9 protein-coding genes are annotated in these 12,211 nt (G+C 71.5%); 7 read left to right on the top strand and 2 right to left on the bottom strand.

Features of this window, described 5'->3' with window-relative positions; translation table 11 throughout:
- Position 1: 1 nt before the first annotated feature.
- Positions 2 to 1,033: a class II fructose-bisphosphatase gene (gene glpX / locus BKI49_RS24260; protein WP_095936406.1), complete on the top strand. Its 1,032-nt coding sequence runs from the start codon at positions 2 to 4 to the stop codon at positions 1,031 to 1,033.
- Between the two features lie 238 nt (positions 1,034 to 1,271).
- Here the strand turns inward: glpX and BKI49_RS24255 are convergent, their stop codons facing one another.
- Positions 1,272 to 1,649, bottom strand: coding sequence for a WhiB family transcriptional regulator (locus tag BKI49_RS24255; RefSeq protein WP_095936405.1), 378 nt, complete (start codon positions 1,647 to 1,649; stop codon positions 1,272 to 1,274).
- Positions 1,650 to 1,848: 199 nt separating this feature from the next.
- A complete protein-coding gene (locus BKI49_RS24250; RefSeq protein ID WP_095936404.1) occupies positions 1,849 to 2,601 on the bottom strand; it encodes a DUF1707 SHOCT-like domain-containing protein in 753 nt (250 codons plus the stop codon).
- A gap of 209 nt (positions 2,602 to 2,810) precedes the next feature.
- Here BKI49_RS24250 and BKI49_RS24245 point away from each other — a divergent pair, with 209 nt between their 5' ends.
- The 6 genes from BKI49_RS24245 to BKI49_RS24220 all read left to right on the top strand — a co-directional run bounded on the left by BKI49_RS24245 (position 2,811) and on the right by BKI49_RS24220 (position 12,074).
- On the top strand, positions 2,811 to 4,478 hold the full coding sequence (locus BKI49_RS24245) for a fumarate hydratase (protein WP_179332558.1): 1,668 nt from the start codon (positions 2,811 to 2,813) through the stop codon (positions 4,476 to 4,478).
- Positions 4,479 to 4,756: 278 nt separating this feature from the next.
- Positions 4,757 to 6,160 carry a class II fumarate hydratase gene (locus BKI49_RS24240; protein WP_095936402.1) on the top strand — a complete coding sequence of 468 codons (1,404 nt, stop codon included), beginning with the start codon at positions 4,757 to 4,759 and terminating at the stop codon, positions 6,158 to 6,160.
- A gap of 115 nt (positions 6,161 to 6,275) precedes the next feature.
- Entirely contained in the window at positions 6,276 to 6,968 is a 693-nt protein-coding gene (fomD, locus tag BKI49_RS24235) for a cytidylyl-2-hydroxypropylphosphonate hydrolase (RefSeq protein WP_095936401.1), read from the top strand.
- 454 nt (positions 6,969 to 7,422) lie between these two features.
- Positions 7,423 to 9,600, top strand: a complete 2,178-nt coding sequence (locus tag BKI49_RS24230) for an ATP-binding SpoIIE family protein phosphatase (protein WP_179332557.1) — start codon at positions 7,423 to 7,425, stop codon at positions 9,598 to 9,600.
- 244 nt (positions 9,601 to 9,844) lie between these two features.
- Complete coding sequence (locus tag BKI49_RS24225; RefSeq protein WP_095936399.1) at positions 9,845 to 11,308, top strand: catalase; 1,464 nt, start codon at positions 9,845 to 9,847, stop codon at positions 11,306 to 11,308.
- A gap of 196 nt (positions 11,309 to 11,504) precedes the next feature.
- Positions 11,505 to 12,074, top strand: coding sequence for a DUF6461 domain-containing protein (locus BKI49_RS24220; protein WP_095936398.1), 570 nt, complete (start codon positions 11,505 to 11,507; stop codon positions 12,072 to 12,074).
- Positions 12,075 to 12,211 lie beyond the last annotated feature (137 nt).

Here is a 12,211-nt window from a genome sequence, read left to right as displayed (position 1 = left end):
GATGACCGAGCATCATCTGCCGTCCGAACTCGAGGTCCCTTCCGAGGCCCCGGACCGAAACCTCGCCCTGGAACTGGTCCGGGTCACCGAAGCCGCCGCCATGGCCGCGGGCCGCTGGGTCGGCCGCGGCGACAAGAACGGCGCCGACGGCGCCGCCGTCCGGGCCATGCGGACCCTCGTCTCCACCGTCTCGATGAACGGCGTCGTCGTCATCGGTGAGGGTGAGAAGGACGAGGCCCCGATGCTCTTCAACGGAGAGCGCGTCGGCGACGGGACCGGGCCCGAGTGCGACATCGCCGTCGACCCGATCGACGGAACCACGCTCACCGCCAAGGGCATGACCAACGCGATCGCGGTACTCGCCGCCGCCGACCGCGGCACCATGTTCGACCCGTCCGCGGTCTTCTACATGGACAAGCTGGTGACCGGCCCCGAGGCCGCCGACTTCGTCGACATCAACGCGCCCGTCTCGGTGAACATCCGGCGGGTCGCCAAGGCCAAGCGGGTCACCCCCGAGGACGTCACGGTCGTCATCCTCGACCGCCCCCGCCACGAGGGGATCATCAAGGAGATCCGGGAGACCGGCGCCCGTATCAAGCTGATCTCCGACGGCGATGTCGCGGGCTCGATCCTGGCCCTGCGCGAGGGCACCGGCATCGACCTGCTGCTCGGCATCGGCGGCACGCCCGAGGGCATCATCTCGGCCTGTGCGGTCAAGTGCCTGGGCGGCACGATCCAGGGCAAGCTGTGGCCCAAGGACGAGGACGAGCGGCAGCGGGCCGTCGACGCCGGTCACGACCTGGACCGCGTGCTGACCACCGGTGACCTGGTCTCCGGCGAGAACGTGTTCTTCGTCGCGACCGGCATCACCGACGGCGAGCTGCTGCGCGGGGTGCGCTACCGCTCCGAGACGGCGACGACCGAGTCGATCGTCATGCGCTCCAAGTCCGGCACCGTCCGCCAGATCAACTCCGAGCACCGGCTGAGCAAGCTGCGCGCGTACAGCGCGATCGACTTCGACCGGGCCAAGTGAGCGCCACCGTATGAGCGGCGCCGGGTGACCGGCGCCGCCCCGGCACTCGAAGCAGCCGTACGGGCGCGATCAGGCGGTCGTACGGAGGCGGGTGCAGGCGGGTCTGCGGGCCCGCCGAGCGGTCGTACAGACGTGAAAGAGGGCGCCCTCCGTGCGGGGAGGGCGCCCTCTTTCACGTCCGGCGGACCGGGCGGGCGGCTCCGGCCCGCGGGGGCGGGCCGCCCGGTCACGGCCCCGGCTAACCGGCGGCCGCTATCCTCCCCGTCGCACGCGCGGCCTTCTTGAGTTCGAGGTCGCGGCGGCGACGCCGGGCGAGCACCACACGGCGCTCGGCGGCGGTGAGGCCGCCCCACACGCCGTAGGGCTCGGGTTGCAGGAGCGCGTGTTCGCGACACTCGACCATCACCGGGCAGCGGGCACAGACTCGCTTGGCCGCCTCCTCACGGGAGAGCCGGGCCGCGGTGGGCTCCTTGGAGGGGGCGAAGAACAGGCCGGCCTCGTCTCGGCGGCACACGGCCTCCGTGTGCCATGGCGCTTCCTGATCCCTGTCCCGCACGGGCGCCCGCGGGGCCGGAACGGCAGCTACCTGCAGGGACTGATGCGGCGGTTGCAGCACGGTCTACTCCTGACGACGGCTTCGCGAGCGTGCCGGGCGCCGCGGAAAGTCCCACGGCGCCCTCCAAGAGACGATGCAGCAAGGCCTACCCGCTGTGCGCGTGCCTATGCACTGAGTTCCGAAGCCCTGGAATTCTCATGCGCGGCACGGCTGTTGGGATCGGACCAATACGCGGCGGACGCCGTTGAATTCACAAGCGTCAACGGTCCAGATGCTTGCGCAAACCCCTGTCGACGCGGTCCGCCGCACGCTCGCTCACGCGGCTGGTCACGCGGTCGAGAATGTCCGCGACGAGCTTGCCGCGCCTGGGTCGTGCCTCGACATTTCCCAGCACGGCGATTCCGTCGACATAGACGACCGGCGCGTGAGGATCGCCCGAATCCAGCGTGTCCACTTCGAAGTTGCCCAGCACACCGCCACCATTGCCGCGGAGCGAGACGTTCTCCGGGACGCGGACCTCCACGTGACCGAAGACGGAAATCGCCTTGATCACGACCTGCTGGTACTCGAAGATCGCCTCGCTGAGGTCTATCTCGACGCTGCCGAAGATCGAGTACACGTGGATACGGCGGCCGGCGCGCCAGCGGCCCTTGCGGACCGCGGCGCTGAAGACCGCCACCACGTTCTCGTCGGCCTCGACCGGGATCGCGCCCGCGGCCGGGCGGTTGGGCGCGGAGGTGTACGCCGCGTTCGCCCGGGCCGCGTGGGCGGCGGGCAGGTCCTGGACGAAGCGGTCGAGCTCGCCCACGGTCTTGGTGGCGAGCACCCCCTCCACCCGCTCGGCGTGCTCCTCGGCGGTCAGGCGCCCTTCGGCGAGCGCCTCGCGCAGCATGTCGGCGATCCGGTCGCGGTCGGCGTCGGAGGCACGGAGCTCGGACGGCTGCACGGCCGTGGCCGCGGTCGGCTTCGCCGCCGTCGGGGCGGTCGGGTCGGGGCGCTTGTGAAGGTCCACGACAGCAGCGTACCCAAACGCGATAGATCGCGACTAGAGCCTGTCCGGCAATTGCCGGACAGGCCCTGTCGGGGTGTGGACGACTCCCGGTCGGGCGATGTCGGGCAACTGAGCCCTACCTCACAAGCTCACCGTCCGAGCCAGGTTCTAGGCTGGTGGGCGCTGCCAATGGAGGCACGCCGCTGTCTGTCGAGTGAGGAATGGGCGAGATGCCTGAGTTCGCGTACACCGATCTGCTCCCCATGGGAGAGGACACCACCCCCTACCGGCTGGTGACCTCCGAGGGTGTCTCCGCCTTCGAGGCCGACGGGCGCACGTTCCTCAAGGTCGAGCCGGAGGCGCTGCGCAAGCTCGCCGAAGAGGCCATCCACGACATCCAGCACTATCTGCGGCCCGCCCACCTCGCCCAGCTGCGCCGGATCATCGACGACCCCGAGGCATCGGCCAACGACAAGTTCGTCGCGCTGGACCTGCTGAAGAACGCGAACATCGCGGCGGCGGGCGTCCTGCCCATGTGCCAGGACACCGGCACCGCCATCGTCATGGGCAAGCGCGGCCAGAACGTGCTCACCGAGGGCGGCGACGAGGCGGCCCTGTCCCGCGGCATCTACGACGCGTACAAGAACCTGAACCTGCGCTATTCGCAGATGGCTCCGCTCACCATGTGGGAGGAGAAGAACACCGGCTCGAACCTGCCGGCGCAGATCGAGCTGTACGCGACCGACGGCGGCGCCTACAAGTTCCTCTTCATGGCCAAGGGCGGCGGCAGCGCCAACAAGTCGTTCCTCTACCAGGAGACGAAGGCGGTCCTCAACGAGGGCTCCATGATGAAATTCCTGGAGGAGAAGATCCGCTCGCTCGGCACGGCGGCCTGCCCGCCGTACCACCTGGCGATCGTCGTCGGCGGCACCAGCGCCGAGTACGCGCTCAAGACCGCGAAGTACGCCTCCGCCCACTACCTGGACGAGATCCCGGCGGAGGGCTCCGAGCTCGGGCACGGCTTCCGGGACAAGGAGCTGGAGGAGAAGGTCTTCGAGCTGACCCAGAAGATCGGGATCGGCGCGCAGTTCGGCGGCAAGTACTTCTGCCACGACGTGCGTGTGGTCCGTCTTCCCCGGCACGGCGCGTCCTGCCCGGTCGCGATCGCCGTGTCCTGCTCGGCCGACCGCCAGGCGGTCGCGAAGATCACCGCCGAGGGCGTGTTCCTGGAGCAGCTGGAGACCGACCCGGCACGCTTCCTGCCGGACACCACGGACGAGCACCTGGACGAGTCGTCGGACGTGGTCCGCATCGACCTCAACCAGCCGATGGACGACATCCTCGCCGAGCTCACCAAGTACCCGGTCAAGACCCGGCTCTCGCTCTCCGGCCCGCTCGTCGTGGCCCGCGACATCGCGCACGCGAAGATCAAGGAGCGGCTCGACGCGGGTGAGGAGATGCCGCAGTACCTGAAGGACCACCCGGTGTACTACGCGGGCCCGGCCAAGACGCCCGAGGGCTACGCGTCCGGTTCCTTCGGCCCGACGACGGCCGGCCGCATGGACTCCTACGTCGAGCAGTTCCAGGCGGCGGGCGGCTCCAAGGTGATGCTGGCCAAGGGCAACCGGTCCCAGCAGGTCACGGACGCGTGCGGCAGCCACGGCGGCTTCTACCTCGGCTCCATCGGCGGCCCCGCCGCGCGTCTGGCGCAGGACTGCATCAAGAAGGTCGAGGTCGTCGAGTACGAGGAGCTCGGCATGGAGGCCGTCTGGAAGATCGAGGTCGAGGACTTCCCGGCGTTCGTCGTGGTCGACGACAAGGGCAACGACTTCTTCAAGGACCCGGCGCCCGCGCCGACGTTCACGTCGATCCCGGTCCGGGGCCCCGGCCTGGCGTAGGACGCCCTGGGCGTCGTGACGGACGCGCGACGCCTCCGGCGTCATGAGCTCGCGCAGGGCCGCTCCTCGGGGGGTGGCCCTGCGCGAACGGGGGTCGACCGAAAGGGCCGCTCCGTCGGAGCGGCCCTTTCGGCATGTGCGGGTGCGCGTGTCCAGGACGGGCGGCGTGCCCGTGGCGTACGACTGGTCCGCCCGGACGAACACCCCCGCCCCGCTGACCGGCCGCGACGGGAACACCCGTGGGGTCCAGGATGCTGTCCCCCATGGAGGTGTCGTCAATGACAGATGGCCAGGCGGAAACCGCGTACCGGACCGAGCACGACTCCATGGGTGAGGTCCGGGTGCCGGCCGACGCGAAGTGGCGGGCGCAGACGCAGCGCGCCGTGGAGAACTTCCCGATCTCGGGGCAGCGGATCGAGCGGGCCCACATCGAGGCGCTCGCCCGGATCAAGGCCGCCGCGGCGAAGGTGAACGGCGAGCTGGGCGTGATCGGCAAGGACGTCGCGGAGGCGATCCAGGAGGCCGCTGCCGAGGTCGCGGAGGGCCGCTGGGACGCGCACTTCCCGGTCGACGTGTTCCAGACCGGGTCCGGGACGTCGTCCAACATGAACACCAACGAGGTCATCGCCACGCTCGCGAGCGAGCGGCTCGGCCGGGACGTGCACCCCAACGACCAGGTGAACGCGTCCCAGTCGTCGAACGACGTGTTCCCCTCCTCCATCCACATCGCCGCGACCGCGGCCGTGACCCGGGACCTGATCCCCGCGCTGGAACACCTGGCGACCGCGCTGGAGCGCAAGGCGCGGGAGTTCGCCGACGTCGTGAAGTCCGGGCGCACGCACCTGATGGACGCGACACCCGTGACGCTGGGGCAGGAATTCGGGGGGTACGCGGCCCAGGTCCGGTACGGGGTGGAGCGGCTGCGCGCCTCGCTGCCGCGGCTCGCCGAACTGCCGCTCGGCGGCACCGCCGTGGGGACCGGGATCAACACGCCGCCGGGGTTCTCCGCCGCTGTCATCGCGGAGGTGGCCCGGGCCACGGGGCTGCCGCTGACGGAGGCCCGCGACCACTTCGAGGCGCAGGGCGCGCGGGACGGCATCGTCGAGACCAGCGGGCAGCTCAGGACCGTCGCGGTGGGTCTGACGAAGATCGCCAACGATCTGCGGTGGATGGCCTCCGGGCCGCGCACCGGGCTGGCCGAGATCGCCCTGCCCGACCTCCAGCCCGGATCGTCGATCATGCCGGGGAAGGTGAACCCCGTCATCCCGGAGGCCGTGCTCATGGTCGCCGCCCAGGTCACCGGGAACGACGCCACGGTCGCGGTGGCCGGAGCGGCCGGGAACTTCGAACTCAACGTCATGCTGCCGGTCATCGCCAGGAACGTCCTGGAGTCGGTCCGGCTACTCGCCAATGTGTCCCGGCTGCTCGCCGACCGCACCGTCGACGGGATCGTCGCGCACCGCGAGCGGGCCCGCGAGTACGCCGAGTCGTCACCGTCCGTGGTGACGCCGCTCAACAAGTACATCGGGTACGAGGAGGCCGCGAAGGTCGCCAAGAAGGCGCTGGCGGAGCGGAAGACGATCCGCCAGGTGGTCCTGGAGTCGGGTTACCTGGAGCGCGGGGACCTCACCCTGGAGCAACTGGACGAGGCGCTGGATGTCCTGCGGATGACGCGCCCGTGACGGCTCCCGCCTCCCCGCGGACGCCGGATGACGTGGCGGTTACGTCCTGAGTCCGCTGACGAGAACCGTGACGCGTGCCGCAGCGTCGTATGCCTGGGGCACCTAATATCTGTTCATGGCAGACGGTGGAGCGGTGAGACGAGTGGGAGCGGGCGGGCCGGCGGAGCACTGGACCCCCGGCAGTCACATCCTGTGGCGGTACCGGGAGAACGCCGGCGCGCGCTTCCACATCTGCCGTCCGGTGACCGTCGTGCGCGACGACCCGGAGCTGCTCGCCGTGTGGATGGCCCCGGGCACGGAGTGCGTGAAGCCGGTGCTGGCCGACGGCACGCCGGTGCACGGGGAGCCGCTCGAGTCGCGCTACACCAAGCCGCGCTCGGTGCTGCGCGACCGCTGGTTCGGCACCGGGGTGCTGAAGCTGGCGCGACCCGGGGACGCCTGGTCGGTGTGGCTGTTCTGGGAGCCGGGCTGGCGTTTCAAGAACTGGTACGTGAATCTTGAGGCGCCGCTGGCCCGTTGGGAGGGCGGGGTCGACTCGGAGGACCACTTCCTGGACATCTCCGTGCACCCGGACCGGAGTTGGCGCTGGCTCGACGAGGACGAGTTCGCGATGGCCCAGCGGGCCGGTCTGATGGACGCTCAACTGGCCGCGCGCGTGCGGGAGGCGGGCTGGTCGGCCGTGGACGTGATCACGTCGTGGGGTGCGCCGTTCTCGGACGGATGGCAGCACTGGCGGCCGGATCCGTCCTGGCCGGTTCCCTTCCTGCCCGATGACTGGGACCGTACGCCCGCGCACGTGTCCTCATGAGACCCTTGATGCGCCCCCGTGGTACAACCGTAGGATCGTCTTCCGCAAGGGCGCACCGCAGCAACAACTCCCGCAGTACGAGCCGGGCTTGACCATATGTCATCGAGGGGCGGCAGGACGTGAGCGAGCGGTACGAGGGGCACGGCGGCGCGGCCCGTGGCGGACCGGACGGAGCGGCGTCCCGCGCGGCGCTGCCGTCGGCGTCCGGCGCGCGGTCGCGTACGGTTTCCCTGTCGGCGTCGTCCGGCACGGCGTCATCCGCGCGGCCCGCAAGGCTGCCTGACGCGGTGTCGCGCACGGCGCTCCGGTCGGCGCGGCCCGTCCCCGGCACGGCCGCGGCCGTGCTCACCCTCGGGCCCGACCCCGACGACGCGCAGATTCCGTTCCCGGGGCACACATTCCGGGTATCGGGGCTGCGGGACGAACTGCACGCACGGCGCGCAGCCCCGGACGGATGGATTCGACACGCGTGACGGAGTACCCCACCTCGCACGAGCGCCGCCAGCCCGGTGCCGGCCGGCCGCCCGCCCCCGCGGACCCCCGCGGGGCACTCCTGCGTACCCCGGAACAGTCGTCGTCCCTGCCGGGTGCCTCCGCGTTACCCGTCCAGTCCGCCCGCACGGGCGACGCGCCCCAGGGACCGGCCGCCGCCACGCCGTGCAGCCGGCGCGCCTCCGGGCAGGTCTCGGCCGACGTCGACATGACGTCGTCGTCGGGCTCCTCCGGCACCGGCGCGTCCACACCGCCGCCCGCCTCCTCCGGCTCCGAACACTCCCAGCCGTCGGCGACCGAACCCGACGCGCACCGCCCGCGTCCCGCACCGGAGGGCATCCCGGCCCAGCCGGCCGCGGAGCAGGACCGCCCGCCGCGCGCCCCCGGCGCCAAGGAGCGGCGCACCGGGCAGACGCTGCCGCAGGGCGGCCCGATGCCGATGCGCAGGGACGGCGACCGGCTGCGCTTCGTGGGCGCCGCGACCCGCAGGATCGCGCGCGGCATCGACCTCGACGAGATCGTGATGGGTCTGTGCCGGGCCACCGTGCCGACGTTCTCGGACGCGATCCTCGTCTATCTGCGCGACCCGCTGCCCGTCGGCGACGAGCGGCCCACCGGGCCCCTCGTGCTGCGTCTGCGGCGCACCGACCGGATTCCCGAGGAGCGGGACACCGACGGCGGCTTCACGCCGGCGCTGCGGCCCGAGCCGAGCGAGCTGTCGGCGATGACGGCCGAGCTGTGCGAGGTGCGCCCGGGCGGTGCCCTCGCCGAGGTGCTGCGCGGTGTCCGCCCGGTGTTCGCGGACGCGCCCGCCGCACGGGCGGCGCTGCCCGAGCTGCTCGGCGACGATCTGGTGGTGCCCGGCGGGCAGCGCGCGATCCTGGCCCCGCTGCGCGGGCGCCGCAGGGTGATCGGCGCGGCCCTGTTCCTGCGCCGCCCGGAGCGTCTCGCCTTCGAGGCGGACGATCTGCTGGTCGCCGCGCAGCTCGCCACGCACAGCGCCCTCGGCATCGACAAGGCGGTGCTGTACGGGCGGGAGGCGTACATCGCCGACGAGCTGCAGCGCACGATGCTGCCCGAGACGCTGCCGCGGCCCACGGGTGTGCGGCTGGCCAGCCGCTACCTGCCCGCCGCCGAGACGGCGCGCGTCGGCGGGGACTGGTACGACGCGATCCCGCTGCCGGGCAGCCGGGTCGCCCTGGTCGTCGGTGATGTCATGGGGCACTCGATGACGTCGGCGGCGATCATGGGGCAGCTGCGGACGACCGCGCAGACCCTGGCGGGGCTCGATCTGCCGCCGCAGGAGGTGCTGCACCACCTCGACGAGCAGGCGCAGCGGCTGGGCACCGACCGCATGGCGACCTGCCTGTACGCGGTCTACGACCCGGTCTCGCACCGCATCACCATCGCCAACGCCGGCCATCCGCCGCCGGTCCTGCTGCATCTGGGCGGGCGTGCCGAGGTGCTGCGGGTGCCGCCGGGCGCCCCGATCGGTGTGGGCGGCGTGGACTTCGAGGCGGTCGAGCTGGACGCGCCCGCCGGGGCGACGCTGCTGCTGTACACCGACGGTCTGGTCGAGTCCCGGCTCAGGGACGTGTGGACCGGCATAGAGCAGCTGCGGGAGCGGCTGGCCGCCACGGCGCAGCTGACCGGGCCCGACCACCCGCCGCCGCTGGAGGCGCTGTGCGACGAGGTGCTCGACATGCTCGGTCCGGGCGACCGGGACGACGACATCGCGCTGCTCGCCGCCCGCTTCGACGGGATCGCGCCGAGCGACGTCGCGTACTGGTTCCTGGAGCCGGAGGACGCCGCCCCGGGGCGGGCCCGCAAGCTGGCCCGGCGTGCGCTGTCGCGGTGGGGCCTGGAGGAGCTGACCGACTCGGTGGAGCTGCTCGTCAGCGAGGTCGTGACGAACGCCGTGCGCTATGCGTCACGGCCGGTGACGCTGCGGCTGCTGCGGACCGACGTCCTGCGCTGCGAGGTCGGTGACGACGTGCCGCAGCTGCCCAGGCTGCGGCAGGCCCGCGCCACCGACGAGGGCGGCCGTGGGCTGTATCTGGTGAACCGGCTGGCCAGGCGGTGGGGCGCGACACGGCTGAGCACCGGAAAGGTCGTCTGGTTCGAGTTGAACCGGGGCTGAGGCGGGTACTCGCCCGGTCTCACCCCGGGGCCGCCCGGACCGGCACCGACGTGCGGCGCCGGGCGGCTGCGCCGGGCCCGTTGTTCGGCGTCGGCATCCCCGTCGGCGCCGGACCGGGACCGGGACCGGACGCTGTCCACATGTGGACCGACTCGGTCCACATGTTGCCGACATTCCGTCGGCGGCGTTGACTGCTGGGGTGAGCGAAGCGACCTGACGACTCTTTTCTGACGGGAGGACGCTCGTGACGCAGGCACCCCAGAAGGCTCCGTACACCACGAACAACGTCGGGAATCCGGTGGAGAGCGACGAGCACTCGCTCACCGTCGGCCCCGACGGTCCGATCCTGCTCCAGGACCACTACCTGATCGAGAAGATGGCCCAGTTCAACCGGGAACGGGTCCCCGAGCGGGTGGTGCACGCCAAGGGCAGTGGAGCGTACGGATTCTTCGAAGTCACCAACGACGTCAGCCAGTTCACCAAGGCGGATCTCTTCCAGCCGGGCAAGCGCACCGAGATGCTGGCACGGTTCTCCACCGTCGCCGGCGAGCAGGGATCGCCGGACACCTGGCGCGACCCCCGCGGCTTCGCGCTCAAGTTCTACACGGAGCTCGGCAATTACGACCTGGTGGGCAACAACACTCCGGTCTTCTTCGTCCGTGACACGATCAAGTTCCAGGACTTCATCCGCTCGCAGAAGCGCCACCCCGCGACCGGGCTGCGCAGCAACGACATGCAGTGGGACTTCTGGACGCTCTCGCCCGAGTCGGCGCACCAGGTGACCTGGCTGATGGGCGACCGCGGCATCCCCAAGACGTACCGCCACATGAACGGCTACTCGTCCCACACCTACATGTGGATCAACGGTGCCGGTGAGCGGTTCTGGGTGAAGTACCACTTCAAGACCGACCAGGGCATCGACTTCCTCACCCAGGCGGAGGCCGACGAGCTGGCCGGCACGGACGCCGACGTGCACCGCCGGGACCTGTACGAGTCGATCGAGTCGGGGAACGCTCCGAGCTGGACGCTGAAGGTCCAGATCATGCCGTTCGACGACGCGGCGGACTACCGCTTCAACCCGTTCGACCTGACGAAGGTCTGGCCGCACGGGGACTACCCGCTCATCGACGTCGGCCGGATGACCCTGCACCGGAACCCCGAGGACTACTTCGTCCACATCGAGCAGGCGGCCTTCGAGCCCTCGAACCTGGTCCCGGGCATCGGCCCCTCGCCGGACAAGATGCTGCTGGGCCGGCTCTTCTCCTACCCGGACACGCACCGGTACCGGATCGGCCCCAACTACAGCCAGCTGCCGCCCAACCGGCCGCACTCCCCGGTCAACTCGTACGCCAAGGACGGCCCGATGCGCTACGAGCCGTCCAACGCCGCCCGGCCGTACGCGCCCAACTCGTACGGCGGACCCGACGCCGACTACGGGCAGTTCGGGGATCCGGCGAGCTGGGAGACCGCGGGCGAGCTGGTGCGCGAGGCGTACCGGCTGCACAGCGAGGACGACGACTGGGGGCAGCCGGGCACGCTGGTCCGCCAAGTGCTCGACGACGCGGCCCGTGACCGGCTGGTGTCGAACGTCACCGGGCATCTGAAGGCCGACGTGTCGCGGCCGGTCCTGGACCGTGCGCTCCAGTACTGGCGCAACATCGACAAGGAGATCGGCGACCGGATCGCGCACCAGGTCAACGGAGGCTGACCCGGTCCCGTCCGGACGACCCCGGCGCCCCGCCCTCCGCGCACCGCGGAGGGCGGGGCGCCGTCGTCGCAGATCATTTTCAGCCGCGGTCGTGACGAAGGCCGCGCCGTCGCCCGCGAACCCGGATACGGTTCCGGAGCACCGGAAGGGCCGGTTCGGGCAGGCCCGTGTGGCGGCGAGAGGCGGGGACGGCACTGTGGACGGCATCGCATGGATCCGGGAGACCTACGACGCCTACTGCGTCACCTTCGCCAAAGGCCTGAGCGCGGAGGAACTGGTCCGCCGGATGGGCGGGGACCCCGGGCGGATCGTGCCTTCCCTGTCCGCCGAGGACGCGCTGGAGCTCGCCCGGGACAAGGGCCCGGTCGCCCGGCTGGGCACGAGCAACGGCTGGGCCTTCGCCCTGGAACCCGCGAGCGCCGAGGGCACCGACCGGCGTCTCCTGCGGCGCGTCTCCGAGGGCACCGAGGCGGTCATGCTGCTGGACAGCGGGATGCCGCCGTACTGGTTCGTCCACGCCCGCGACGGTCAGATCGCGGCGGACTTCGAACCAGGTGTGGAGGCCGAGCAGATCGGCGGCAGCGACCCGTCGTTCCTCGTCCCGGCCATGCGGAGCGCGGGCATGCTGCTACCGGACGGCACGGCGGACCCGGAGGACTGGGAGCCCGAGCAGCGGATCCTCACCGTGGCGGAACGGGTCTTCGCGCTGGACCTCCCCCGCACGGCACTGGAGGCCGGAACGCTGCCGGCGGTTCTTCTGTCCTAGGCTCTGGGCCGCCCCGGACGCGCCGCACACCCTGGCCCGGCGCGTTCCGTCGTGCCGGGCCCGTCCGCCCTGCCGGCCCGTCCGTCCTGCCGGGCCGGCGCAGAGACCGGAGCCCGGCCGGCCGGCATGACGCCGAT

The sequence above is a fragment of the Streptomyces sp. Tue6028 genome (genome assembly GCF_002300165.1).
In the GTDB taxonomy this organism is placed as follows: domain Bacteria; phylum Actinomycetota; class Actinomycetes; order Streptomycetales; family Streptomycetaceae; genus Streptomyces; species Streptomyces siamensis.
Note: the sequence above shows the minus strand (reverse complement) of the source record. Positions and strands in the feature narration are given on the sequence as shown.

What these genes read in the sequence shown, in the direction of transcription:
- BKI49_RS24240 (WP_095936402.1), top strand. Translation starts at nt 4,757, where the DNA reads ATGACAGATGGCCAGGCGGAAACCGCGTACCGGACCGAGCACGACTCC.
- BKI49_RS24230 (WP_179332557.1), top strand. Translation starts at nt 7,423, where the DNA reads ATGGATTCGACACGCGTGACGGAGTACCCCACCTCGCACGAGCGCCGC.
- BKI49_RS24245 (WP_179332558.1), top strand. Translation starts at nt 2,811, where the DNA reads ATGCCTGAGTTCGCGTACACCGATCTGCTCCCCATGGGAGAGGACACC.
- glpX (WP_095936406.1), top strand. Translation starts at nt 2, where the DNA reads ATGACCGAGCATCATCTGCCGTCCGAACTCGAGGTCCCTTCCGAGGCC.
- fomD (WP_095936401.1), top strand. Translation starts at nt 6,276, where the DNA reads ATGGCAGACGGTGGAGCGGTGAGACGAGTGGGAGCGGGCGGGCCGGCG.